This window comes from Nocardia neocaledoniensis (assembly GCF_003182135.1).
Classification (GTDB): domain Bacteria; phylum Actinomycetota; class Actinomycetes; order Mycobacteriales; family Mycobacteriaceae; genus Nocardia; species Nocardia neocaledoniensis.
This window is the reverse complement of record NZ_QGTL01000002.1, coordinates 513,120-539,089: the sequence shown is the minus strand read 5'-3', so window position 1 is coordinate 539,089 and position 25,970 is coordinate 513,120. Positions and strand designations below refer to the sequence as shown.

Genomic DNA, 25,970 nt, shown 5'->3' with positions numbered 1-25,970 from the left:
GAACCGTAGATGGCCCGGTTGCTCGGCAGTTCCCGGTCTTCAGGCGGATGCAATGCTGTTCTCCCACCACACGTTGTCGTCGAGGCCGTATCGCCGCACACCCACGTCAGCGGCCACCTTGTCCGGGATCTCGAACTCGGTCGCGTTGTAAGTCGGGGTCGCCCGGCCGGGCGAATAGCCCATCGCCTGGGAGATGCGCTCGAGCGCTGTGGTTATCGCATCCCGTCTCGTGTTCGCCGATGTCTTCATCGCGTCGATGGCGGCAACGATCTCCGTGCGGAACGACTCGCGCATCGGCCCGTTGATCATCAGGGCCCAATGCGACAGCGGGAGCGTGATGTCCAGAAAGGTCATCGGCTGTGTGAGCGCGCTGCTGAGCCCCACTGCCTGGTTGTAGACCAGGCGCTCGAGGTAGGCCCCGCCGTTTCGGACGATCTTCGACACTGCGTCCAGGTCATCGCTGCGCGCGGATATCGCTTGTCCGAGGGTGGTTGCGCTCGTCGCAAAAGCTGCGGCCGCAGTCCCGGTCCAGGTGGACTGTAACCACTGGAGTCCTCCGGAGAGATTCTGCGACGACACGAAGTCATTGATGCTGAGCTGGGAGATCCGATTTCCGAGTGGTTGCAGGACCTCCCAGTCCGCGGCCAGCGGGGTCAGGTAGTCCGCGGCGGGTCTGATGCCAATCGCCTCGTTCAGCCTGTCGTCATAGGGCGAGAGAACCTCGATGCCGCTGTTCACCAACTGTCGAACCGTGAACTGGGCATCGTCGGTCGCCGTGAGCGTCGGAAGTTGCAGTCCGGCGAATCTGTTCACCGTCCCGGGGTCGCCGGAGACACTCACCGCCGCACTGTCACTCACCGCGGAAATCGCGTTCGCCGTGGTCGTGTCCAATGTCAGGTACTGGGTCCCGGCCGTGGCGAGACCGGAGCCGAATGCGGCCAGGGTTGTCACATCTTGTCCGTGGCACGACGACAGGGTGCTGTTCAACGTCTCGAATGACGGCGCCACAGTCGCCAGCAGCCCCGTGGTGCCGGCGGGGATCGTGAAAGACGACAGCATTCGTGACGCATTCGATGAGAAGTTCGCGCCGAGTTCCTCCAGGTCCAGCCGGAACCCGGCGAGGCTACCCAAATGGACCGAGAAGTCGTTCACCGCAGCTGCCGATGGCATCGGCCGGAATTGACCTCGAACATCACGAAAACAACTTTCCCCCAGGATGATTCATGCCGGCTCACCCTACCGCGTCGCCCCGACGCGGCCTAGCCGAAAGAGGACGGAAAACGGCTGACGCCGGGGGATCTGGTGATCCTCCGGCGTCAGCCGTTGTGCGGGAAGAACTTACGCGGTCGGCTCGAAGGCCTCGGCGATGATCTCGGCCTGTTCCACGGCGTGCACCTTCGACGAGCCCGAAGAGGGGGCCGACATGGCGCGGCGGGAGATGCGGCGGAGTTTGCCGAGGCGGTCGGGGAGGACCTCGGGGAGGTTGAGGCCGAAGAACGGCCAGGCGCCCTGGTTGGCGGGCTCCTCCTGGACCCACGCGATGTCGGTCGCGTTGGGGTACTTGGCCAGTGCCTCGTTGAGGCGGTACGTCGGGATCGGGTACAGCTGCTCGATCCGGACGATCGCCACGTCCTCGCGCTTGTGCTTGGCTTTCTCCGCGGCCAGCTCGTAGTAGAGCTTGCCCGAGGTCAGCAGGATGCGCTTGACCTTGGCGGTGTCGCCGATGCCCTGTTCGTAGGTGGGCTCGTCGAACACCGAACGGAACTTCGATTCGGTGAAGTCCTTGATGTCGGACACCACGGCCTTGTTGCGCAGCATCGACTTCGGGGTGAAGACGATCAGCGGACGACGGATGCCGTCGAGCGCGTGCCTGCGCAGCAGGTGGAAGTAGTTGGCCGGGGTGGACGGCACCGCGACGGTCATCGAACCCTCGGCGCACAGCTGCAGGAACCGCTCGATGCGGCCCGAGGTGTGGTCGGGACCCTGGCCCTCGTGGCCGTGCGGCAGCAGCAGCACCACGTCGGAGAGCTGGCCCCACTTGGCCTCACCCGAGGAGATGAACTCGTCGATGATCGACTGCGCGCCGTTGACGAAGTCACCGAACTGGGCTTCCCACAGCACGAGCGCGTTCGGGTTGCCCAGCGAGTAGCCGTACTCGAAGCCGACCGCGGCGTACTCGCTCAGCGCCGAGTCGTGCACCGCGAACCAGCCCGGCTTCTCCGAGCCGATGTTGTGCAGCGGGGTGTACTCGTTGGCGTTGAGGCGGTCGATGATCACCGCGTGGCGCTGGGTGAAGGTGCCGCGGCGCGAGTCCTGACCGGTCAGGCGCACATCGTGGCCCTGGTCGATCAGCGTGCCGAAGGCCAGCAGCTCGGCGAAGGCCCAGTCGACCTTGCCCTCGTAGGCCATCTCACGGCGCTTCTCCAGCACCGGCTTGACGCGCGGATGCACGTTGAAGCCGTCCGGCGGGGTGTTGAAGGCGTCGCCGATGCGCTGCAGGACCGACTTGTCGACCGCGGTCTGCACGGTGGCGGGGACCTTCTGGTCGTCCTCGACGGATTCCGACGGCTCGGGGACGTACTTCTCCAGCTCGCGGACCTCGTTGAACACGCGCTCCAGCTGGCCCTGGTAGTCGCGCAGCGCGTCCTCGGCCTCCTTCATGGAGATGTCGCCACGACCGATCAGCGATTCGGTGTAGGCCTTGCGCACCGACCGCTTGGTGTCGATGACGTCGTACATCTCCGGCTGCGTCATCGAGGGGTCGTCGCCCTCGTTGTGGCCGCGGCGGCGGTAGCAGACGAGGTCGATGACGACGTCCTTGCGGAACTTCTGCCGGAAGTCGACCGCCAGGCGCGCGACCCAGTCGCAGGCCTCCGGGTCGTCACCGTTGACATGGAAGATCGGCGCGCCGATGAACTTCGCGATGTCGGTGGAGTACTCGGTGGAGCGGCTGTTCTCCGGCGCGGTGGTGAAGCCGATCTGGTTGTTCACCACGATGTGGATCGTGCCGCCGACGCGGTAACCACGCAGACCCGACAGGTTCAGCGTCTCGGCGACCACGCCCTGACCGGCGAACGCGGCGTCGCCGTGCAGCATCAGCGGCATGACCGAGAAGCCCTCGGGGCCGTCGCCCTTGTCGAGCAGGTCCTGCTTGGCGCGCACCAGACCCTCGAGCACCGGGTCGACCGCCTCGAGGTGCGAGGGGTTGGCGGTGAGCGAGACGGCGATCTCGTTGTCGCCGAACATCTGCAGGTACTGACCCTCGGCGCCGAGGTGGTACTTCACGTCGCCGGAGCCGTGCGTGGCCGCCGGGTTCATGTTGCCCTCGAACTCGGTGAAGATCTTCGAGTAGGGCTTGCCGACGATGTTGGCGAGCACGTTGAGGCGACCGCGGTGCGGCATGCCGATGACGACCTCGTCGAGCGAGTGCTCGGCGCACTGGTCGATGGTGGCGTCCATCATCGGGATGACGGCCTCGGCGCCCTCGAGCGAGAAGCGCTTCTGACCGACGTACTTGGTCTGCAGGAAGGTCTCGAACGCCTCGGCCGCGTTGAGCCGGTTCAGGATGTACTTCTGCTGGGCGACCGTCGGCTTGACGTGCTTCTGCTCGACCCGGTCCTGGATCCACTGCAGCTGCTCGACGTCGAGGATGTGGGTGTACTCCACACCGACGTGGCGGCAATAGGCGTCGCGCAGGATCGACAGCACGTCGCGCAACTTCATGCGCTCCTGGCCGTGGAAGCCCGCGACGTTGAAGGTGCGGTCGAGGTCCCACAGCGTCAGGCCGTGCTGGGTGACGTCGAGGTCGGGGTGGCTGCGGAACTTGTCCTTGACCAGGCGCAGCGGGTCGGTGTCGGCCATCAGGTGGCCGCGGTTGCGGTAGGCCGCGATCATCTCGAGCACGCGGGCGCTCTTGTCGACGCCGCGCTCGGCGATGTCCTTGCGCCAGCGCACCGGCTCGTACGGCACGCCGAGGCCGTGGAAGATCTCGTCGTAGAACTCGTCGGAGATCAGCAGGTTGTGGATGGTGCGCAGGAAGTCGCCCGACTCGGCGCCCTGGATGATGCGGTGGTCGTAGGTCGAGGTGAGCGTCATCAGCTTGCCGACGCCGATGTCGGCGAGGCGCTCGTCGCTCATGCCCTGGAACTCGGCCGGGTACTCCATCGCGCCCGCGCCGATGATCGCGCCCTGGCCGGGCATCAGGCGCGGCACCGAGTGGACGGTGCCGATGGTGCCGGGGTTGGTCAGCGAGATCGTGACGCCGGCGAAGTCGTCGGCGCCGAGCTTGCCCTCGCGGGCGCGGCGCACGATGTCCTCGTAGGCGGAGTGGAACTGGCCGAAGCTCATGTCCTCGGTGCCCTTGATGGCGGCGACGACGAGGGAGCGGTTGCCGTCCTTGCCCGCGAGGTCGATGGCCAGGCCCAGGTTGGTGTGCGCGGGGGTGACCGCGTTGGGCTTGCCGTCGACCTCGGCAAAGTGGCGGTTCATGTTCGGGAACGCCTTGACCGCCTGCACGATCGCGTAGCCGAGCAGGTGGGTGAACGAGATCTTGCCGCCGCGGGTGCGGGCCAGGTGGTTGTTGATCACCAGGCGGTTGTCGATCATCAGCTTGGCCGGGATCGCGCGCACCGAGGTCGCGGTGGGGATGGTCAGCGAGGCCGACATGTTCTTCGCGATGGCGGCGGCGGGGCCGCGCAGCACCTTGGACTCGTCGGCGGTGGCGACGGCGGCGGCCTTGGGCGCGGTGGCCGGTGCGTTGGACACCGGTGCAGGCGTGGTCTGCGGGGTGCGCGTGGTCGCGGGCGCGGGCTTGGCGGCCGGAGCCGGAGCGGGGGCCGGCGCGGGAGCCGGGGCCGGCGCGGGAGCCGGAGCAACCTTCGGCTGCGCGGTCACCTTCGGCGCCGCGGGGGCAGCGGCCGCGGGCGCCGGCGCGGCGGCCGGAGGCTGGCTGTTACCGGATTCGGTGCTCGCCTCCGGGGTGTAGTCCGCGAGGAACTCGTGCCAACTCGCGTCGACCGAGGACGGGTCCTGTTTGAACTTCTGATACATCTCGTCGACTAGCCACTGGTTCTGTCCGAACTGGGAAGTTGAGCTGCTCACAGCTGGTGTTCGCCTCATTTCGTTCTTCGCGCTGCGACGTTTGTGACGTGCCCGGCAGGGGTATCAGCGGATGGCTGCCGATGCGCCCTCACCGAGCATATGCCCAGGGGCATAGTGGCGCTGCTACTGACCCGATCTCCGCGTAGCAGCCCGGTCACCGGGCGAGAATATTCCCTCCTGTTTCCGCGCCGCCGACCAGAGTCGCGCGTAACGTCCGCCGGCGGCCAGGAGTTCCTGATGCGTCCCGAATTCGACGATCCGGCCCTGCGCGACGACGCCGATCAGATCCGCGCGCGCCGCCGTGGCGAGCCGGTGCGCGACCACGACCGTGGTCCGGCCGCGCGCCAGCGATCGGCTCGCTACCAGCACCGACGCCTCGGTGTCCGGGTCGAGCGTGGAGGTCGCCTCGTCGAGTAACAGCAGGTCGGGGTCGACCAGTTCGGCGCGGGCGAGGGCGATCAGCTGACGCTGTCCGGCGGACAATCCCCGCCCTCTTTCGCCGACTGGTTGGTTTGTTTTTTGCGGTAATCCGGCGATCATCTCGGCCGCGCCCACGTTCTGAGCGGCCGCGTCGATCTGCGCCGGTGTGGCGAAAGGTTGTCCGAATGCGATGTTGCTGGCCACGTCGCCGGTGAACAAGTGAGCTTCCTGCGGCACAATTCCCAGCCGCCGCCGGTAGTCGGTGAGCGGAAATTTACGAATATCGACCCCGTCGACCCGGATCGAGCCGGCCGCCGGATCGTCGGGCAGGTCGTACAGACGGGCCAGCAGCTTCACGATCGTCGACTTGCCCGCGCCGGTCTCGCCGACGAGCGCCAGCGTCGCACCCGCGGGCACGGTGAACGAGACGCCGTCGAGCGCCGGATTCGTCGCGCCCGGGTAGCGGAAGACGACGTCGTCGAAGACGACCGCGCCGTCGAGCCGGTCGATCGGCACCGCGTCGGGTGCGTCCGGCGCGATCGAGGACTCCGTCCGCAGCAGCTCGCCGATGCGGCGCAGGCCGACCCTGGCCTGCTGGTAGCCGTCGAAGACCTGGGAGAGCTCCTGGATCGGAGCGAACAGCAGCCCCAGGTACAGCACGAAGGCGACGAGCGTGCCCGCGGTCGTCCGGCCGTCGGCCACGGCATTGGCCCCGAGATAGACCACCACCGCCAGTGCCAGGTCGGCCCAGGCGAGCCCGAAGGAGAAATAGGCCGCGATCGCGCGCTGGGCCCGGATGCGGGCGTCGCGGTAGCGGTGCGAGTACTCGGTGAAGCGCCGCGCCGCGGTCGGTTCGTTGCGGGCGGCCTGCACCGCGCGCAGGCCCGCGATGTTCTCCTGGAAGTCGGCGTTGACCGCGGAGACCCGTTCCCGCGAGACCGAGTAGGCCACCGAGGACACCCGGCGGAAGGCCAGCGTGGCCAGCAGCATCGGCGGCACGGTCGCCAGCACGACCAGCGCGAGCCCGGCATCGATGAAGACCAGCCCGGCGGCGACGCCGACCAGGGTGATCAGGCCGACCAGCCCGGTCGCGACCCCGGTCTGCAGGAAGGTCGAGAGGGCGTCGACGTCGGTGGTCATCCTGGTCATGATCCGGCCGGACAGTTCGCGCTCGTAGAAATCCAGGCCGAGGCGTTGCAGGTGCGCGTAGCTGCGCACGCGCAGGCCGAACAGCACCCGCTCGCCGGTACGCGCGGTGAGCACGGTGACCGCGGCGCCCACCGCCAGCCCGGCCAGCACCAGCACGATGCCGAGCCCGCCCGCCACCGCCAGCGCGGTGCCGTCGCCCGCGGTGACGCCGGTGTCGATGGCGTAGCGGACCAGCGGCGGGAAGGCGACGCCGATCAGCGCATCGATCGCGAGCAGCGCCATGACCGCACACACCAGGCCACGGACCGGGCGCAGCAGTGCGCGCAGGCCGAAGTCGGGTTGCGGCGCGCGCAGGTCACCGGGCAGGCCGGGCTCCTCGGTGGCGGGTGGCAGCGCGTCGACGGCGGCGCGGAGTTCGGGGGTTTCGCTCAGGTCGGCGGAGGCCGCGGCCATCGAGCGGGGACGGCCCAGTTCGGCCGGGCGCTTGACGAGCGAGGGCGCGGCGGGGACGGCCGTGGCGGTGGGCGCGGGCAGCCGGATGACGCGGTCGGCCTGCGCCAACGTCGATTCGCGGTGGGCCAGGATCACGGTCGTCCGGCCGCCGGGATCGGGCAGCCTGCGGAAGATCTCGGCCTCGGTGACGGCGTCGACGGCGGAGGTCGCGTCGTCGAGGACGAGCACGCGCGGCCTGGTCAGCAGCACCCTGGCCAGGGCGATGCGCTGGCGCTGCCCGCCGGAGAGGGTGAGCCCGCGCTCGCCGATGACGGTGTCGTATCCGTCGGGCAGCGCGGTGATGAACTCGTCGGCGGTCGCGGCGGTCGCGGCCGCCGCGATCTCGGCGTCGGTGGCCTCGGGCCTGCCGAGGGCGATGTTGGCGGCGATGGTGTCGGAGAACAGGAACGGGTCGTCGAAGACCACGCCGAGCGCGCCACGCAGTTCGTCGGCGCGCAGGTCCGCCAGGTCGACGCGGGTGCCGTCGGCGCCGACGAGGCTGATCCGGCCCGAGTCGGGCGCGTAGAAGCGGGGGAGCAGCAGTGACAGGGTGGACTTGCCGGAGCCCGCGGGCCCGATGACGGCGACCGTTTCCCCCGGCCGCACGGTCAGATCGAGGTCGCGCAGCACGGGCTGGTCCGGGTCGAAGCCGAAGCTCACGGCATCGAACTCGATGCCGAGCGGGCCCGGCGGCAGCGCGACCGGCTGGTCCGGGTCGACGAGCACGGGCGCGGCATCGATCACCTGGAAGACGCGGTCGACAGCGGCCTTGGTGAGCTGGCCCATGATCACCACCGAGGTGATCGTGCGCGCCGAGGACGTCATGGTGGCGAGGTAGGCGGTGAAGGCGAGGAACGTGCCGACCCCGATCGCGCCGTTCCGGGCCAGCACGCCGCCGACGATGATCACCGCGACCAGGCCGGCCTGCGGCAGCGCCGAGACGACCGGCGCGAATCTGGCGTTGATCCGCGCCGCGCGCAGGCGCTCGGCGAACAGGCGGCGGCTGTGGTCCTCGAGCACGTCGACCATCCGGGCCTCCTGCCCGAAGCCCTTCACCACTCGCACGCCGGTGACGGTCTGTTCGACGTGTTCGGCCAGGTCGGCGGCGCGCTGCTGGGCCGACCAGGTCGCCGCGTACAGCCGCGGCCGCAACCGCAGCACCACCACGGCCATCGCCGGGGCGACGAGCAGCGCGGCCAGTGCCAGCGGCGGGCTCAGCCACACCATCACCACCGCCGACAGCACGAATTGCAGCACCGCCAGCCCCGACCACGGCACCATCGCCAGCAGGCCCTGCACCAGTTGCAGGTCGGTGATCGAGCGCGAGACGACCTGTCCGGTGCGGATCGCGTCCTGTCCGGCGCCGTCGAGGCGCTGCAGCGCGGCAAGCAGCGAGACCCGCAGGCTGTGCTGGACCTCGAGGGAGAGCTTGCCCGCCCACAGCCTGCGCGCGAAGGAGACGAAGAACCGGCCGACGGCGAGCAACGCCAACAGCGCGGCGGCCGTGCCGATCACGCCGGTGTCGCCGGCGACGGCCGCGTCGACGGCGCGTTTGGTGGCCAGCGGCGCCGCGATCGACACCGCGGCGCCCGCCAGCACCGAGGCGAGGATCCCGGCGAGCAGGCGCGGATACGCCAGGCTCAGCCGCCAGAGTCGGCGGATCCAGCCGGGTTCGGTGGCGCCCACCGGCACTACAGGTCGCGGCCGCGCAGGTCCCACCAGCCCGCGGCACCGACCCCGGCGGTCCACAACAGCAGCACCACCAGCGCGGCGGGTGTCGGCGCGAAGACCTCCGCCTCGGCGAAGGAGCCGGCGCTCACCCCCGCGACGGTCGCCGCGACCGGCAGCACCGCGGCGAAGCCACCGGCCCCGAAGCCCTTGGCCACCAGCCAGACCAGCGGTTCCAGCACGAACGCCCAGCCGAGGATCAGCCACAGCGCGCTGTTGACCGTGCGGGTGAGCAGCCCGATTCCGGCGCCGAGCACCGCCCAGCACATGGCCACCAGCAGGCCGGCGCCGAGCACCTCGAGCAGGCGCCAATCGAATTCGAACTTGCCGCGCGCGGCGACCACGAGCGCCAGCAGGCTCGCCAGCTCGGTGGCGAGCGCGACCGCGAAGGCGTACCCGGCGAGCGTGACGTACTTGGCGGTGACCAGCCGATCGCGGTCAGGGGCGAACAGCACGGTCAGCGCCATGGTCTTGCGGCGGTATTCGCCACCGGTCGCGGCGCTACCGAGCAGCGCGGCCGTCACGAAGGCCGCGATCAGTCCGAGGTAGAGCCCGATGGTCGCCGCGCCCGTGGCGGGCTGGCCCTTCGGATCGATCGGTCCGGCCATCAGCCCGGTGATCAGCGTCGCGACCAGCGCCAGCACGACGGGCGCGCCGAGCAGGAGCCGGGACTGGCGCACGGCGAGCACCTTGCGCGCCTCGGACTCGATGCCGGGGACGAGGTCGGCGGGCAGCACAGAGGTCATCGTGGCATCCCGGGGGAGGTCGGGGCCGGGCCGAACACGGCGGGAGCCGCCGGTGGCGTCGGCCTGGTGTGCCGGTGCCTGCGCGGTTTCGTCAGCGAGGCCAGCACCCGGTCGGGGTGGATCGGATCGGTGACGACGCTCGCGATGCGCACCTGCGCGGTCTCGGCGATGGAACGGATGGTCGCCTCGCTCGCCTCGGCGACCGCGAGGCGCCCGTCGGGCCGCATCACGGCGTCGGTGAACCCGCGCGCGGCCAGTGCGGTGGCCAGCGCGATCGAGGGCGCCGCCGCGACGACGAGCCGGTCGGGATGGCCGCGGCGCAGTTTCGTCGGGGTGCCCTGCCAGACGACCGCGCCCTCGCTGAGCACCACCAGCTGATCCGCGCTCGCCACCACGTCGGCGAGCTTGTCCGAGCTCACCAGCACGGTGCCGCCGCGGGCGGTGTGGCGGCGCAGCAGGTCGTGCAGCCAGCCGCGTTCGAACGCCTCGGCGCCGACGAACGGATCGTCGAGCACCAGCAGCGGGGGATCGGCGAGCAGCGCGGTCGCCAGCGCGAGCCGGGTCTGCTGACCGGGCTGCAACCCGGCGATGACGGTATCGGCCACCGCCGCGAGCCCGGTTTCGCCGAGCACCGCGTCGACGCGCCGCCGCGACACCCCGGCCACCGGCGCGTAGCACCGCAGATGGTCGTAGACGGTGCGCGCGGGATGCAGGCCGCGCGGATTGAGGACCGCGCCGATCCGGTGCGGCCCCGTGCCGGGCAGGTCGATCTCGACGGCGCCGGTGCTCGGCCGCCGCAGGCCGACGATCATCCGCAGCAGGGTCGACTTGCCCGCTCCGGTCGGGCCCACCAGTGCCGTGACTGTCCCTGTCTGCACCGCGAAGTCGACCTCGCGCACCGCGTCGACGAGGTCGAACTGCTTGCCGACGCCGCGCACCCGCACGGCGTCGCCGCGGCGCGCGCTCACGGCTTCTTCGCCGGGGCGGCGTCGATGGCGGGCAGCGGGTCGGCGTCGATCACCCGGTGCAGCGGCGTCGGCCAGACCGCGGGCGCGGGCCCGAAGGCCTTGCGCGCGTTGTCGATCGTCACCTTGCCCAGCGCGCGGTTGCCCGCGCCGCCGATGGCCGCGCCGATGCCGGCGGGCAGGATCTTGCCCGCCATCAGCGCGGCGCGCTTGGTGATGAAGCGCTTGATGAACTGCTGCAGCAGCCGGTTGTTGATCGCGGCCATGCCGGGGACCTTGTTGGCGAGGGTGCCCGCCCAGTTCTTGGACGAGGTGCCGAGGCCCTTCTGCACGATCGCCATGCCCGCGTCACCGAGGACGACGGCCAGCACCATCGCGCGCCTGGCCTCCTTGTCCTCCGGCTCGATGCCGTGCACGTAGGCTTCGGCGAGGGTGAACAGAGCCGAGGCCTCCATGAAGAACGCGGTCTCGGCGCCGACCGCGCCGAGCGCGGCCAGGGTGCCGACGCCGGGCACTGCGGCGGTCGCGCCGACGGCGGCGCCGCTGCCGGTGACGGCGAGCAGGTACTGCTTCTCCAGCCGCTCCACGATCTGGGCCGGGTTCTCACCGGGATGACGCTCACGCAGGAATTCGACGTAACGCCGCACGGCGGGCGCCTGCAGTTTCGAGCCGGTGTCGAGCACATCGACCACGGCCTTCTCGATCGCTTTGTTGAACACGGCGTCGTCCTCCTCCTCGCCCCGACGAAACGAACTGTAGGGCACCGTGGTCCCCGACAGTTCATCTTGCCAACGAGTACCGACACCTCGCTGGTTCCGCTGTGTGGGCGCGGTCTCGTTCCGCCGGTTCTAGGCTGACCGGATGAGTGAAACGAACCCGACCCGCCTCACCCGCGAGTTCACCGCCGCCGGCGCCGAGATCGCCACCATCACCCTCGCCCACCCGCCGCTGAACCTGTTCGACCGCGCGCTCATGGACTCGCTGATCGCCGACATCGCCGCAGTGAGCAAGCAGCCGCCGCGGGCCGTGCTGATCAAGGCCGAGGGCAAGGTCGTCTCCGGCGGTGTCGACGTGAACGTCTTCGACGGGCTCAGCGTCGAGCAGGGCGCGCAGCTGTGGCGTGACCTGTTCGGCCAGATCATCCATCCGCTCGAGGCACTGCCGTGCCCGGTGGTGTTCGCCGCGCACGGGCTCACCCTCACCGCGGCGTTCGAGATCTCGCTGGCCTGCGACATCATCCTGGCCGCGCCGAAGGCCAAATTCGGGCTGGTCGAGACGGTCGTCGGGCTGACGCCGTCGATGGGCGGCCCGCAGCGCCTCGCCGAGCGCGCCGGTTCCGGTCGCGCCCGCGAGTTCGTGATGACCGGCGACCTCTACGACGCCGCGACCATGGCCGAGTGGGGCGTGGTCAACGCCGTGCACGAGGACCTCGAGTCCGCGACCACCGCGCTGCTCACCCGCCTGGCCGAGGGCCCGACCCGCGCGCACGCCGCGACCAAGCAGATCATCGAGGCATGGCGCTCCGGCGGTGTGGCACACGCGGATTCGGTGACGCCCGAGGTCTCCGGCGAGCTCTTCGCGACCGCCGACCTGCGCGGCGCGGTGCGCAGTTTCCTCGAGGTCGGCCCCGGTAAGGCGACCTATCGCGGCGAATGACCCGCCCGAGTGACTGACAGCGATGTGATCCACGTCATATAGTCGGTGGTGCGGTACCGCATCGACGTACGTGGAGGTCGGGGATGGGTCAGAACGAGAACGAGCAGGGCGCGACCATCATCGAGTTCCCCGCCAAGGGTGCGGCCGGCCGGCTGACCAGGGGGTCCGACGGCATCCTGCGCTATGGCGATCTCAATCCGGCCCTGACCGAGCTGCTCGACCTACGCGTCCACTCGTTCACCGGCCGCGAGGCGGTGGTGGAGGTCGGTGGTCCGCGCCTGACCTATCGCGAACTGTGGCACAGCGCCTCGCGCATCGCCGGCGGTCTGCAGGATCACGGCATCGGCTACGGCGATCGGGTCGCGGTGCACATGCCGACGAGCGCGCGCTGGGTGCAGGCCTTCCTCGGCGCGCTGCTCTCCGGCGCCGTGCCGGTGCTGGTGCCCGATACGCTGCCCGCCGCGATCGCCGAGCGTGTGATCGCCGACAGCAGCGCAGATTTCGTGCTCGGCCCCGACGGGCCGCTGCCCGACAGCGCCGCCTACATCGACGACGGCGCGGCCCTGGCCGATCCCGCGCTGCTCTGCTACACCGGCACCGCGGCGCGGCAGCCGGTGCCGACCGGCGTCGAGCTGACCAACGAGAACCTGCTCTCGGCGGTGTCCTCGGTGGTCGGCGCGCTGGATCTGCCCGCCGACGGTGTCCGCAATCTGATGCTGCTGCCCTTGGCGCACGCCAGTGGCTGCGTCGATCAGCTGCTGCCGACCTTCGCGGTCGGCGGCACCGTCGTGCTGGCGCCGCGCCCGCACCGCCTCGCCGATGTCCTCGCGGCCGAGCGGATCGACACCGTCTCGGCCACCCCGCGCATCCTCGCGGGCCTGCTGCCCGAACTCGTCGGCAGCGGCGCGGGGCGCGGCGTGCGGCGGATCAGCAAGGCCTGTCACCGCTCCGAACGAGCCGCCGCCGCGGCGCCTGCCTCGCTCACCGCAGCGCTACGCGAACAGTTCCCCGCCGCGCGGCAGTGGTCGGTATGGGGCGCCACCGAGACCAGCGGCATCGGCCTGATGGTCGACGACACCGATCGGGCCGAATCCGGCTCGACCCTCGGATTCGCCTTCGGCGGTACCGAATTGGCGCTCGCCGGGCCGCAGGCGCCCGCGGGTCGCGGCGAATTGCTGTGTCGCGGACCGAATGTCAGCAGGCGGTACTGGAACGATCCCGGCGCCTCGGCGGTGCGATTCAGCGGAACGTGGTTCCACACCGGCAATCTGGTGAGCATCGACGCCGACGGACTGGTCAGCGCCGTGCTGCCGGTCCGTCAGCGCCGGGTCAGCGGGCTCTGACTCAGACCAGCCGCGCGCGCAGGGCCTCGCGCAGTGAGCCGGTGAGCCCGATTCCGCGCAGGTAGCCCTCGGTGTCGCCGTAGCTCTCGCGCACGGTGGTGTCGGCGGTGCGCAGGTAGTCGACCTGCACGCCGAGCAGGTCGTCGGAGAGTTCGGCGCCCGCCGCGATCTTGGGTTCGAGCATGGTGCGCAGCGGCTCGACGGCGGCGTTGCTGGCCAGGTAGTCGGTGTAGACGTCGTCCTCGGTGACGCCGACCGCGCGCAGCAGGGTGGCCACCGCCCAGCCGGTGCGGTCCTTGCCCGCGGCGCAGTGCACCAGGGCGGCGCCGTCGCCGTCCACGAGGGAGTGCGCGAGCCGGATGATCGCCTCGCTGGCCTCCGGCATCACCGGGAACGCCCGGTACACCTCGATCATGTGGTCGCGCGCGGAGACGGCCTCCTCGGCCTCGTGCGGCGGCGCCTCGCCCATCCGGGAGTCGAACGGGGTGACGTGCAGGCGCACGCCCTTGGGCAGCGAGTCGTGCCCGATGTGGTCGATCTCGGGCAGGCCGCGCAGGTCGTGCACGTCGGTGACGCGCAGCGCGCGCAGGGTGTCGTGCCCCTTCGCGTCGAGACCGCTCAGCATGGCCGAGCGCAAGAGCACGCCGGATCGGGTGGCCGCGCCGTCGGCGGTACGGAGTCCGCCCACATCGCGGAAATTGAAGGTGCCGCTCAGGGCGAACTGATCGGCGGGAGGCGAGAGAGTCACTCGACCAGGTTATCGGCGGCATTGTCGCCGCCGCGCCCGAGTTCGCCGTTCCGACACGCACTGTGTTGTGTCCGTTTCGTCGGGTGCCACTGTGCCGTCGCCCACAGGAAGTGGCCGGACCTGCGGTGACTTGTAGTATTGATCGGTAGTCCGACTACGGCCCGGGGCGCCGAAGTCGCCGAATGGACAAATTCAAGCCGTATGGTCGGTTTTACATAAGGTCGCATTCGGGTAACAAAACAATCTTTCAGTCTGAAAAGGGCGGCTGAACCAGTTCGTGAATCCAGAAAACCTTCTAAGATCGAGCTTGTTGGATAGGTTGATCCGCATCCGGACGATCTCTCCGCGAAGCTCGCACCGCCGCGGGCAGCGAAATTTGTTGCCGAGGAGTTGTCGTTGAGCGCCAGTCGTGAACTTTCCGAAACCTCGCTGCGACCTGCTGTATGCCGGGCCGTCGAGGAAGCGGCCGCGAGCTCGGACGCCACCGGCGTACGGGCACTGCGGGTGCTGCTGCATGCCGGGCTCAGTGCGTATTGGCCGCTGGTGAAGGCCGCGCCCGACCGGCAGGTCGCCGCCTACGAGGCCGCGCTGCAGACCCTGCGGCAGCGGTGGTCGCCCGGTGGCGAGACCATCGGCGATCCGACCGCCGCGACGATGTTCCAGCGGATGGACGACGAGGCCATCAGCTTCCTCGGCCTCTCTGCCCGGCTCTCCGGGACCGAGTGGCTCGAACCGCTGGATTCGGTTGCCACGTATATGGTTTCGGTCATCCATGGCGCGGTGCTGCGCTGGCTGGCCGACGGCAACGACGAGACTACCCTGGTCGTCATCGACGATCTCGTCGGCTGCCTGACCCTCAAGGCCGTGGAAGCCTGACACCCGGCAATGCTGGACGACTGACCAGATAGGTGGTTCAGTAGTCAGGTGACCCACACGACATCGCTGCACGATCTGCACGCGGCGACCGCCGAACTCGACCCGCCGCTGGCCGCACTCGACCTCGCCGCGCTCGACGCCAATGCCGCCGACCTGGTCCGCCGCGCGAACGGGGTCGCGGTCCGGGTCGCCAGCAAGTCGGTGCGCTGCCGCGCGGTGCTCGAGCGGGTGCTCGGCACCGGACTCACCGCGCAGGGCGGCTTCGCCGGCATCATGGCGTATTCGCTGCGCGAGGCCATCTGGCTGGCCCGCCTCGGCGCCCGCGACATCCTGCTCGGCTACCCCGTCCTCGACAGGGCCGCGCTGGCCGAACTCGCGGCCGCGCCGACCTTGCTCAGCGCCATCACGTTGATGATCGACGACGTCGCCCAGCTCGAACTCACCCGCGCCGCCCTCGGTACCGACACCGTGCACCCGCGCGTCTGCCTCGATGTCGACGCCGCCCTGCGCATCGGTCCGCTGCACCTGGGCACCCGCCGTTCCCCCGTGCGCAGTCCCGACCAGGCGGCGGTGCTGGCCACCGAGGCGCGCAAGCGCGGCTTCGAGGTGGTCGGCGTGATGACCTACGAGGCCCAGATCGCGGGCCTGCCCGACAGCAATCCCGCCGTGCGGGTGGTCAAGCGCCTGTCGGCCATGGAGATCGGCCGCAGGCGCACGCAGGTGCTCGACGCGGTCCGCATGGTGACCGGGCCGCTCGAGATCGTCAACAGCGGCGGCACCGGGTCGATCGAGGTCTCGATCTCCGATCCGGACGTCACCGAGGTGACCGCGGGCTCTGGCCTGTACGTGCCGACCCTGTTCGACCACTACCGGTCCTTCACCCCGCGTCCTGCGCTGTTCTTCGCCACGCCGGTGCTGCGCAAGCCCACCCCGAGCATCGCCACCGTCTTCGCAGGCGGCTACATCGCCTCCGGCCCCGCCGGGCCGAGCCGGGTGCCGCTGCCGGTCTGGCCTGCCGGACTGAAGCTGCTCGGCGCCGAAGGTGCGGGCGAGGTGCAGACCCCGCTCGCCGGCGGGGCCGAACTCGAGATCGGCGACCGCGTCTGGTTCCGCCACGCCAAGGCGGGCGAGCTGTGCGAACGCTTCGCCGAGATCCACCTGGTCGACGAATCGGGTACGCACACAACGGTTCCCACCTATCGCGGCGAAGGCCAGTGCTTCGGCTGATCGTCAGCCGCGCAGCCGGTCGACGGCGAGGACGTGACTGCTCGGCGGTGACAGCGCCAGCAGCGCCGCGGCCGCCGCGGCACTGAACACCGACGCGTTCAACGGTGTCTCGAAGCCGCTGAAGAAGAACATGGACCCGCCGAACGCGACCAGCGTCACGAAGCTGGCGGTCCCCGTCCAGGCGACATTGCTCGTCCCTGGGTCGCCCCACAGCCCGAATCTGTCCGCGACGGCGGACAGGAATCCCGCGCCGAGCGCGGCGCGGGTGAAAAGGGTTGCCGCGGCCCATGTTCCGCGCCGATCGTCGGTGGTCCGCGGCTTTCCGGTGGTGTCGGTGAACGCCATGCGTCTGCCCTGTCTTTCCTGATGGTCGGGTCGTGTTCGACCGGGAAACGGAAGCGGAATCAACTTCCGATTAAGGAATACGGCAGAGCGGAGGGGCTGTCAAGAGCCCGTAGGCGGCTGGTCAGGCGGAGGGTGTCAGGCCCGCGAGGGTGATGTCGACGAAGCGGTGCCAGTCGCCCAGGTTCGCGCGGGCGACCGTCGCCAGCGCGCCCACGATCATGTAGAGGTCGGCGAAGGTGACGTCCGCGCGGAGGGTGCCGTCGGCCCGGCCCTGGTCGACGAGGGTCGTCCCGAGTTCGCGCAGCGCCAGCGCGACCTCTCCCCGGGGCGCGGTGTCGCCGAGCGTCGACTCGATCAGGCTCGACAGCGTGCGCCCCTCCTCGTGCACCCGGCCGACGCGCAGCAGTAGCGCGCGCACGGCCTCCCGGCCGGTGGGCGCCTGTGCGGATTCCGCCCGCGCGAAGTCGAGGATCTCGACGAAGCGCTGCTCGGCGACGGCCTCGATGAGGGCCTGGCGGGTGGGGAAGTGGCGATAGACGGTGCCGACGCCGACGCCCGCGGCGCCGGCGACCTCGGCCATCTGCACCGCGTCGCCGCGCTCGGCGAACAGCCGGACGGCGGCGTCGAGCACGTTGGCGCGATTGCGCCCGGCGTCGGCGCGGAGGCGGCGCGGGGGAGTCGTCATGGGTCCTCGGCTGATCGGAACGGGATTCCGATTGAGCACAGTACCCGAGGTGGGCGGGCCGAATGTCCGCCGTTGACAGCCCGGTGCCGCGGTGTCATTCTTTCGGAACCGGAATCCTATTCCTATTGTGAACGAGGTGCGCAATGTCCGATGACCGCTTCTTCCTGCTGGACGCCGGCGCTTCCCGGCCGACCCGAGTGCCGCTCCCACCCTGGGCGAGCGTCAAAGCGGGCAGCCGGGACACGCAGGGCCGATTCACCCTGATGGAGAACCGCGGGGGCGGCGACATCCCGCCGCACGTGCACGACACCTTCGACGAGTTCGTCTACGTCGTCGACGGCGCGCTCGGCCTCGACTACGGCGGGGCGACGCACGAGGTCATCGCAGGCATGTGTTTCCTGGTGCCCAGGGGTGTCACGCACGCCATGCGCACGCTCGGTGACGCGCCCGTGCACGCCCTGCAGTTGTCGGCTCCCGGCGGATGGGAGCGCTACCTCGAAGACGTCGCCGAAGCGCGCCAGAGCGGCGACTGGACCGGTGATCGCGACTGGGACAGGGCCAACGAGCTCGGCAAGCCGCACGGCATGCGTTACCACCTGGGCGAGGGCGATCCCGGCGAATGGGGCGACCAGGACCGCTTCTATCTCCTCGGCAAGGGCGAGGCGCGTCCCGGCCGGATCCCCGTACCGCCCGCGTTCAGCGTGAAGGCGCGGACGGGCGACACCGACGGATTGTTCTCGGCACTGGAAGTCTCTGTCGCCCAGCCGATCCCGCGCCACACGCACCACGTCGCCGACGAGTGCGTCTACGTGCTCGACGGCGTGCTCGAGGTGGAGTTCGACGACCGCGTCCACAGCGCCGGCCCCGGGCAGTTCGTGTTGCTGCCGCACGGCGTTCCGTACGCTCTGCGCCCGGGGTCGACCCCGCCGCCGCGCGTCGTGCAGATCTCCTCGCCCGGCGGCTGGGAGTGCGTCGTCGAGGCGATCATCGAGCATCGCGCCGAGGTCAGCGCGGGCGGGCGCTTCGACCCCGCGGCCCTCAATCGGCACACACGCCGCTATCACGTCGTCTACGAGGAGAACTGAGTCAGCTCAGCAGTTCGGTGACCTCGTCGTCGGTGAGCTGGTGGAAGTCGTTGTAGGCCATGCCGACTCCGCCGAGTTCGGCCGGTGTCCACAGGCAGACGAGTTCGTCGCATTCGCGCCGGACGCGGCGGGCCGCCTCCGGGGAGGACACCGGCATCGCCACCACCAGCCGCTCGGGCCGCTGGGCACGGGCGACTCGGCACGCGGCCACGACGGTCGCCCCGGTCGCCATGCCGTCGTCGACGATCACCACGGTGCGCCCGGTCAGCGGGATCGGTTCGGTGGTCCGCAGGGCGGCCTGACGACGGGCCAGCTCGGCACGTTCGGCCCGCTCGACCTCGTCGAAAGCCTCCTCGGTGACGCCGCCGCGCTCGACGACGTCGCGGTTGAGCACCAGCACGCCGGTCTCGCCGAGCGCGGCCATCGCCAGCTCGGGTTGCCAGGGCAGGCCCAGTTTCCGTACCAGCAGCACGTCGAGCTCGCCGCCGATCTCGGCGGCGACCGCCGCGGCGACCGGCACACCGCCGCGCGGCAGCCCGAGCACCACGGGACGCGCGTCCCGCAGGTGTTCGAGGGCCGTGCCGAGGACGCGACCCGCCGCTGCGCGATCCGGATAGACCATCGCCTCGAACGCTACTCCGCCACGGGCTCCGGCGAAACGCGCTCGATCACCTCGAACCGGCGCAACGCCAGGCTCGGGTTGGCGGTGCGGACCCTGGCCACGTGCGCGGGATCCACCGTCGCGGTGAGCACGCCCGGCTCGTCACCGAGTTCGGCGAGCACGCTGCCCGCCGGGTCGACGATCATCGACGCGCCCGCACCGCGCGGCGCGCACTGATCGGCCGCCGCCACGTAGATCGTGTTCTCGATCGCGCGGGCGCGCAGCAACGTCGTCCACTGGTCGACCTTGGCCGGGCCGGGGATCCACTGCGCGGGCAGCAGCAACACCTGGGCGCCCGCCGCGGCGACACGCCGACATCCCTCCGGGAAACGGAGATCGAAACAGGTCTGCATGCCGAAGATCACACCGTCGACGGTGAAGGTGGCGGGCGCGACGAGCGGCCCGGCCTCGACCACGTCCGATTCCTTGTGCCCGAACGCGTCGTACAGATGGACCTTGCGATAGACCGCGACCCGCGCGCCGTCGGGCCCGTGGGCGACGAGGGTGTTGCTGATCCTGGTCGCGCCCGGCGACGGCCGCTCGACGACACCGGCCACCAGATACACCCCGAATTCGGCTGCGAGCGCGCTCAGTCCGCTGGTGAACGGGCCGTCGAGGGGTTCGGCGATCGCCACCACCCGCTCGTCGAGGCGGGTCACCGCGTACATGGAGTACTCGGGGGTGATTACCACCCGCGCGCCCGCCTCGGCGGCCCGGCGGACGTGTTCGCGCAGCGTCGTCAGATTGGCCGCCGGATCGGTCTCCGGTGCGAACTGGACGACCGAGATGGGCACCTCGGCGGGCGCCGGTTCCTGATGTGCTGACCCGTTCTGCAGTTGCATAGGTCTCACCGTATTCACCCGGTGGCCGGGACAGCTACCGCCAGGCAGTAAACTGCTGGTCAATGAGTACCAATGAGGTCGACAGCGTTCCTGCCGACGACGACAGGCACGAAGAAGGCCCGACTTTCGCCGATCTCGGGATCGATGACCGCGTCCTCGCGGCCATCGCCGATGTGGGCTACGAGTCGCCGTCCCCGATCCAGGCGGCGACCATTCCGCCGTTGCTGTCGGGCGCCGATGTCGTCGGTCTGGCGCAGACCGGCACCGGCAAGACCGCGGCCTTCGCGATCCCGATCCTGATGGGTCTGGACACCGCGCAGAAGAAGCCGAGCGCGCTGGTGCTCGCGCCGACCCGCGAGCTCGCCATCCAGGTCGCCGAGGCCTTTGGCAAGTACTCCTCGCACATCCCCGGCCTGCACGTGCTGCCCATCTACGGCGGTCAGAGCTACGGCGTGCAGCTGTCGGGCCTGCGCCGCGGCGCGCACGTCGTCGTCGGCACGCCCGGTCGCGTGATCGACCACCTGGAGAAGGGCACGCTCGACCTGTCGCAGCTGCGCTACCTGGTGCTCGACGAGGCCGACGAGATGCTCAAGATGGGCTTCCAGGAAGACGTCGAGCGCATCCTGCGCGACACGCCGAACGACAAGCAGGTCGCGCTGTTCTCCGCGACCATGCCCGGCGCGATCCGCAAGATCTCCAAGCAATACCTGAACGAGCCGGTCGAGATCACGGTCAAGTCGAAGACGCAGACCAACACCAACATCACCCAGCGCTACGTGCAGGTCTCGCACCAGCGCAAGCTCGACGCCCTGACCCGCGTGCTCGAGGTCGAGGACTTCGAGGCGATGATCATCTTCGTCCGCACCAAGCAGGCCACCGAGGAGCTGGCCGAGAAGCTGCGCTCGCGTGGTTTCTCCGCCGCGGCGATCAACGGTGACATCGCGCAGAACCAGCGTGAGCGCACCATCGGTCAGCTGAAGTCGGGCGCGCTCGACATCCTGGTCGCCACCGACGTGGCCGCGCGTGGTCTCGACGTGGAGCGCATCTCGCACGTCGTCAACTACGACATCCCGCACGACACCGAGTCCTACGTGCACCGCATCGGCCGCACCGGCCGCGCGGGCCGTTCCGGTCAGGCGCTGCTGTTCGTCGCGCCGCGCGAGCGGCACCTGCTCAAGTCGATCGAGCGCGCCACCCGGCACCCGCTCATCGAGATGCAGCTGCCCAGCGTGGACGACGTGAACGCGACCCGCGTCACCAAGTTCGGCGACATGATCACCGAGAACCTGTCCTCGGACAACGTGGCGCTGTTCCGCAAGCTGATCGAGGACTACGAGGCCGAGCACAACACGCCGCTGGTCGACATCGCGGCCGCGCTGGCCGTCGGCGGCTTCGACGGCGACAACTTCTTCATGGAGCCCGAGCCGGAGCCCGCACCGCGCCGCGAGCGTGACCGCGACCGGGATCGTGACCGCGAGCGGGCCCCGCGCCGCTACGACGACGAGGACCGCGGCAGCCGCGGCCCCTCCTTCTCCCGGGAGACCGGTCAGGAGCTGGCGACCTACCGCATCAGCGTCGGCAAGCGGCATCGCGTGGTGCCCGGCGCGATCGTCGGCGCCATCGCCAACGAGGGCGGGCTGCGCCGCAGCGACTTCGGGCACATCAGCATCCGGCCCGACTACAGCCTCGTCGAGCTGCCCGCCGATCTGCCGCACGAGACGCTGGAAGCGTTGCGCCGCACCAGGATCAGCGGCGTGCTGATCCAGCTGCAGCCCGATCAGGGCCCGCCGGCGCAGCGGCTGAACTCGCGCGGCCCCCGGCGGGATCGTGACTTCCGGCCGCGCACGGAGCGGCGCAAGCCGCGGTCCTGAGCGCCGGGCTGCTCGGCGTTTGCTCGACATGTTCGCCGGGCGCGCCCTGGACGCGCGCCGTGCTGGTTAAGGTGTTTGCCGTCGGGTGTGCGTGAACACAGCAGGAGGGCCGCGGTTGTTCGTCTCCGGTGATCGGGTGATCGGTGCCGTCGGCGACCTCGTGCGCGCGGCGGACTGCGAGTTCGCGCTGCTGCGCACCGTCGACGCCGCCCTCGGCAATGTGCCCGGCGTCGCCGAGAATGCGCTGCCGCTCGTGCGCGCGGCCGAAGTGTCCCCGGACGTGCTCCGTCGGTACGGCGATGCCCTGGTCCGCATCGAGTCGCCGGACGCGCCCGGGGCCGCCCCCGCCGCGCGCATCGCCGCACTCACCGCGGCCGCCGAACAGACCCTCGCCGCCGTGCGGGCCGGTGCCGCCGCCATCCAGGGCGCGATGTTCTTCGACGGCCGATTCGCCTGCGGGGTGGATTTTCTGGTCCGTGATGCGGCCACCGGTCGATACACGCTGTGCGCCGGGGCCGGGGGTCCTGTGGGCCTGCCCTCGGTCGCCCCCGATCGGCCGCGTGCGTACGGCGAGCCGGGTGATACCGGGCAAGCGCCGGAGGACGAACAGCGTGCACCGTTTGCGCAGGCGACCGCCGCTCACGCGCACCGCGCGGGGGAGACGGACACTGCCGATCGGGACACCGAACGTGTCGGTGTGTTCGGGTCCGGGGCCGTCGATCGGGCGGCGATGGGTTCGGCAGGTGAGGTTTCCGCCGATGTCGACGAGTCGCGGCCCGGTGGAGACGGTGCCGCGTCGGCTCCCGGCGCAGCGGGGACCTGGATCGACGGCGCGAGAGCGTCTTCGGCCGACCCGAGGGTGATGCGGCGTGAACTGGCGGCGGGCCGGACGCCTTTCGAGCGGGCGACCGCGTCGATCGGTGTGCGCGAAGCCGATTCGGCGCGGATCGTGACGCGGGCGCGGCTCGGGATCGCGGCCTGCGCGCAGATGCTCGCCGCCGCGGACATCGAGGTGGACGCGTGGGCGTCGCTGTCGACGGCGGCGGGGGAGCAGCGCGTGCGGGCCGACGAGCTGGCGCCGGTGTATCTGGCTCGGCGGGCCCGGCTGGAGCGCATCGTCGAGGAGAAGTCGATCGAGCTGCTGCCGGTGCAGTGGGGAGATCCGCGCTACCTGGCGTGTGGACGGTGCGCGCGGTGTCGCGATGCCGTGCGCACCGCGCGGGATCTGCTGCTGGTCGCGGGGATTCGGCCGACCCAGCGCGCCCGGCTGCGCGAGGCGGGCGTGCTGACCATCGACCGGCTCGCCACCACCACGACCCCCGTCGCCGGTCTCACCCCGCGCACGGTGACCTCGCTGCGGCGCCAGGCCGAGATCCAGTTGCAGCGGGAGACCACCGGCGCACCGGCTTTCGCCCTGCGCGACGCGACCGCGCTCGGCGCCCTGCCCGCACCGTCGGCGGGTGACCTCGCCCTGCTCATCGACCTCGACGCGCGGGGCGCCGTCGCCACCGTGGAACTGGCCGACGCGCGGTCGGTCGTCTACCAGCCGACGATGCCCGGCGCCGTCGAGACCGAGGTGCTCGACGAACTCCTCGACATCATCGGCGAGCACCGCGCGATCGACCCGACTGTGCGCGTGTACCACTACGGTTCGGGCGTGCGCACCGCCCTGCTCGACTGGGCCGGGCGCCTCGGCACCGGCGCCGACCTGCTCGACGAGCTCCTCGCCGACGGGGCCCTGGTCGACCTGGCCCCGATCACGCGCACCGCCCTGCTGATCGGCGAACAGTCCTACGACCTCGCCGGCCTCACCGCGCTCCTGCCAACGACCGGGTCCCGGTCCGCCGAGGCGATTCCGGAGGACTCGGCGCCCGGTCGGGTCGTGGCGTCCGGGCACGCCCCCTCGCGGGCGGATGCCGTCGGATCGGACGCGGCAACGGCATTCGATCCGGCGACGAACGCTCCGGGTGACCCGGCGGGTCCGGCCGCGCGACTCGACCGGACTGTCGCCGGCGGCTCAGCGGGTCCGGATGTGTCGGCCGGCGCGAGCACACCCGACGACCACTACCCGGCGGACTGGTCCGTGCGGGCGGGGCGCGTACTCGCGCTGCGTGACTGGTTGCTCGAGCGGGCGGCCGAGGCCGGGATCGAGGTGCCGGGCAGCCGGTTCGCGGTGGCCGAGTCCGACGTGCCGCCGTCCCTGCGGACCGGGTCGCTGGAAGCCGCGCTGACCGAATTCGCCGCGGGCGCCACCGGCGAGGCCGCGCGCGCCGCCGCCGTGACGGCCGCGGTGCTCGGATACCACCGCAGGGAGCGACAACCGCGCTGGTGGGCGCACATCGATCGGCTCGGGCATCCGGTCGGGGAGTGGGCGGATTCGCCGGGCGTGCTCGTGGCCGAGTGGGGCACCGTCGACACCAAATGGCATCGCACGCCGCAACTTCCGACGATGCGGCGCTATCTCACGCTCACCGGCAGGCTCGGCACCGGCGCCACGCTCACCCCGGGCACCCAGATGGTGACCATCTACGACGGGGCCGCCGCGGCGGGCATGACCCAGGCGCTCGGCCGCCGCGCCACCGCCACGGCGACCGTGCTCGGCTGCGCGGTCGACGCCAACTTCGACGACACCGTCCGCCTCGAGGAGCTGCTGCCCGCGGGCTGCCCGCCCTACGACGACCTGCCCGCCGCCATCGCCCCCGGACCGCCCGACGGCGAGGCCGAAATCGACGCGGCGCTGGAACTCACGGCCCAGGACCTGCTGATGACGCTGCCCGGGGTACCCGAGTCGGCCGTCTTCGATCTGCTGCTGCGGCGCGCGCCCCGGCTGCGCGACGGCATGGCGCTGCCCGAGGTGCACGGTGACGTGGCGGCCGCGCTCGCAGGCGCGGTCGGCGCGCTCGATGCCTCGTACCTGGCCGTGCACGGCCCGCCCGGCACCGGCAAGACCGGCACCACCGGTCGCGCGATCGAGCGGCTCGTCACCCGCCACCGGTGGCGGATCGGCGTCGTCGCGCAATCACACGCGGTGATCGAGCGGATCTTCGACGCCGTCGTCGACGCCGGGCTGCTGCCCGAGCTGGTCGCCAAGAAGGACGTCGCCTCGGTGGGCCCGGAATGGTCGGCGATCGACGCCGACCGGTACCCGCGCTTCCTCGACAACGCGGTCAACGGCTGCGTGATCGGCGGCACCACCGCCGATTTCGTCGACGAGAACCTCATCGCGCCCGGCGCGCTCGACCTGCTGGTGATCGCCGACGCGGGCGCGAGCTCGCTGGCCGACACCGTCGCCGTCGCGGTGAGCGCCCGCAACCTGCTGCTGATCGGCGACCCGGTGCCAGCGCGCGCGCAGGCCGCGCACCCCGAACCCGTGCAGGTGTCGGCGCTGGAATGGTTGTGCGACGGTGCCGCCACCCTGCCCGAGGAGCGGGGCTACTTCCTCGACCGCACCTGGCGCATGCACCCGGCGCTGTGCGACCCGGTGTCGGCGAGCTGCTACGACGGCCGCCTGCGGTCCAGCGAAACGATCACGCTCGCACGGGATCTGGCGGGTATCGCGCCCGGTGTGAGCACCGTGCTGGTCGAGCACCGGGGCAGCGCCACCGAATCCGACGCCGAGGCGCGGGAGGTGGTGCGCCGGGTGCGCGCCCTGCTCGGGGAAACCTGGACCTCCGGCGGCCAGGCCAGAAGGCTGCACCCGCACGACGTGTTCGTCGTCGCGCCCTACGCCGCGCAGGTCGCCCGCATCCGAACCCTGTTGGCGCGCGCCAAGATCGAGGACGTGCTCGTCGGCACACCGGATCGCTTCCGTGGGCGCGAGGCCGCCGTCGTCGTCCTGTCGATGACGACATCCACCCCCGCCGACGCCCCCTTCGGCATGCGAACCCTGCTGTCGCGCACCATGATCCACGCGACCCTGTGCCGCGCCATGTGGAAGGCCATCGTCATCCGCTCGCCCCTGCTCACCGAATACCTCCCGGACACACCGGAGGAACTCGACGCACTGGCAGGGTTCCTGCGACTCGGCTGAT

The 25,970-nt window shown here is 70.7% G+C and carries 18 protein-coding genes; 7 read left to right on the top strand and 11 right to left on the bottom strand.

Annotation, left to right across the window (positions count from 1 at the left end):
- Positions 1 to 39 precede the first annotated feature (39 nt).
- From DFR69_RS06775 to DFR69_RS06750, 6 genes are all read right to left on the bottom strand, one after another.
- Positions 40 to 1,152 (bottom strand): hypothetical protein, encoded by a 1,113-nt coding sequence (locus tag DFR69_RS06775; protein ID WP_110036550.1) that lies wholly within the window; start codon positions 1,150 to 1,152, stop codon positions 40 to 42.
- Between the two features lie 186 nt (positions 1,153 to 1,338).
- On the bottom strand, positions 1,339 to 5,118 hold the full coding sequence (locus tag DFR69_RS06770; protein ID WP_167456175.1) for a multifunctional oxoglutarate decarboxylase/oxoglutarate dehydrogenase thiamine pyrophosphate-binding subunit/dihydrolipoyllysine-residue succinyltransferase subunit: 3,780 nt from the start codon (positions 5,116 to 5,118) through the stop codon (positions 1,339 to 1,341).
- A gap of 105 nt (positions 5,119 to 5,223) precedes the next feature.
- Positions 5,224 to 8,847, bottom strand: coding sequence for an ABC transporter ATP-binding protein (locus DFR69_RS06765; protein WP_110036872.1), 3,624 nt, complete (start codon positions 8,845 to 8,847; stop codon positions 5,224 to 5,226).
- Positions 8,848 to 8,852: 5 nt separating this feature from the next.
- Positions 8,853 to 9,635, bottom strand: a complete 783-nt coding sequence (locus DFR69_RS06760; protein ID WP_110036548.1) for an ABC transporter permease — start codon at positions 9,633 to 9,635, stop codon at positions 8,853 to 8,855.
- The gene (locus DFR69_RS06755; RefSeq protein WP_110036547.1) at positions 9,632 to 10,603 is read right to left on the bottom strand and encodes an ATP-binding cassette domain-containing protein; all 972 of its coding nucleotides are present in this window, start codon (positions 10,601 to 10,603) and stop codon (positions 9,632 to 9,634) included. Before DFR69_RS06755 ends, DFR69_RS06760 begins: the two co-directional genes overlap by 4 nt.
- Positions 10,600 to 11,319, bottom strand: a complete 720-nt coding sequence (locus DFR69_RS06750) for a hypothetical protein (protein WP_244198121.1) — start codon at positions 11,317 to 11,319, stop codon at positions 10,600 to 10,602. Before DFR69_RS06750 ends, DFR69_RS06755 begins: the two co-directional genes overlap by 4 nt.
- A gap of 142 nt (positions 11,320 to 11,461) precedes the next feature.
- Between DFR69_RS06750 and DFR69_RS06745 the strand changes: the two genes are divergently transcribed.
- Positions 11,462 to 12,256, top strand: coding sequence for an enoyl-CoA hydratase/isomerase family protein (locus DFR69_RS06745; protein ID WP_110036546.1), 795 nt, complete (start codon positions 11,462 to 11,464; stop codon positions 12,254 to 12,256).
- Positions 12,257 to 12,339: 83 nt separating this feature from the next.
- Positions 12,340 to 13,599, top strand: coding sequence for a class I adenylate-forming enzyme family protein (locus tag DFR69_RS06740; RefSeq protein WP_110036545.1), 1,260 nt, complete (start codon positions 12,340 to 12,342; stop codon positions 13,597 to 13,599).
- Between the two features lies 1 nt (position 13,600).
- Here DFR69_RS06740 and DFR69_RS06735 read toward each other — a convergent pair whose 3' ends face one another.
- On the bottom strand, positions 13,601 to 14,347 hold the full coding sequence (locus tag DFR69_RS06735; protein ID WP_110036544.1) for a tyrosine-protein phosphatase: 747 nt from the start codon (positions 14,345 to 14,347) through the stop codon (positions 13,601 to 13,603).
- 396 nt (positions 14,348 to 14,743) lie between these two features.
- Between DFR69_RS06735 and DFR69_RS06730 the strand changes: the two genes are divergently transcribed.
- Positions 14,744 to 15,223: a TetR family transcriptional regulator gene (locus DFR69_RS06730; protein WP_244198120.1), complete on the top strand. Its 480-nt coding sequence runs from the start codon at positions 14,744 to 14,746 to the stop codon at positions 15,221 to 15,223.
- Positions 15,224 to 15,271: 48 nt separating this feature from the next.
- Positions 15,272 to 16,450: an alanine racemase gene (locus DFR69_RS06725; RefSeq protein WP_110036543.1), complete on the top strand. Its 1,179-nt coding sequence runs from the start codon at positions 15,272 to 15,274 to the stop codon at positions 16,448 to 16,450.
- 3 nt (positions 16,451 to 16,453) lie between these two features.
- Here DFR69_RS06725 and DFR69_RS06720 read toward each other — a convergent pair whose 3' ends face one another.
- Both DFR69_RS06720 and DFR69_RS06715 read right to left on the bottom strand, forming a co-directional pair.
- Complete coding sequence (locus tag DFR69_RS06720) at positions 16,454 to 16,795, bottom strand: hypothetical protein (RefSeq protein WP_244198119.1); 342 nt, start codon at positions 16,793 to 16,795, stop codon at positions 16,454 to 16,456.
- A gap of 121 nt (positions 16,796 to 16,916) precedes the next feature.
- Positions 16,917 to 17,480 (bottom strand): TetR/AcrR family transcriptional regulator, encoded by a 564-nt coding sequence (locus DFR69_RS06715; RefSeq protein WP_110036542.1) that lies wholly within the window; start codon positions 17,478 to 17,480, stop codon positions 16,917 to 16,919.
- Between the two features lie 143 nt (positions 17,481 to 17,623).
- Between DFR69_RS06715 and DFR69_RS06710 the strand changes: the two genes are divergently transcribed.
- Positions 17,624 to 18,565: a cupin domain-containing protein gene (locus DFR69_RS06710; protein ID WP_110036541.1), complete on the top strand. Its 942-nt coding sequence runs from the start codon at positions 17,624 to 17,626 to the stop codon at positions 18,563 to 18,565.
- Position 18,566: 1 nt separating this feature from the next.
- Here DFR69_RS06710 and DFR69_RS06705 read toward each other — a convergent pair whose 3' ends face one another.
- Together DFR69_RS06705 and DFR69_RS06700 are read right to left on the bottom strand one after the other, a co-directional pair.
- On the bottom strand, positions 18,567 to 19,187 hold the full coding sequence (locus tag DFR69_RS06705) for a phosphoribosyltransferase (RefSeq protein WP_110036540.1): 621 nt from the start codon (positions 19,185 to 19,187) through the stop codon (positions 18,567 to 18,569).
- An 11-nt stretch (positions 19,188 to 19,198) separates the two neighbouring features.
- Complete coding sequence (locus DFR69_RS06700) at positions 19,199 to 20,068, bottom strand: carbon-nitrogen hydrolase family protein (RefSeq protein WP_110036539.1); 870 nt, start codon at positions 20,066 to 20,068, stop codon at positions 19,199 to 19,201.
- A gap of 62 nt (positions 20,069 to 20,130) precedes the next feature.
- Between DFR69_RS06700 and DFR69_RS06695 the strand changes: the two genes are divergently transcribed.
- Entirely contained in the window at positions 20,131 to 21,939 is a 1,809-nt protein-coding gene (locus tag DFR69_RS06695) for a DEAD/DEAH box helicase (protein WP_110036538.1), read from the top strand.
- 91 nt (positions 21,940 to 22,030) lie between these two features.
- Positions 22,031 to 25,969 (top strand): bifunctional RecB family nuclease/DEAD/DEAH box helicase, encoded by a 3,939-nt coding sequence (locus tag DFR69_RS35090; protein WP_244198118.1) that lies wholly within the window; start codon positions 22,031 to 22,033, stop codon positions 25,967 to 25,969.
- The last annotated feature ends 1 nt before the right edge of the window (position 25,970 follow it).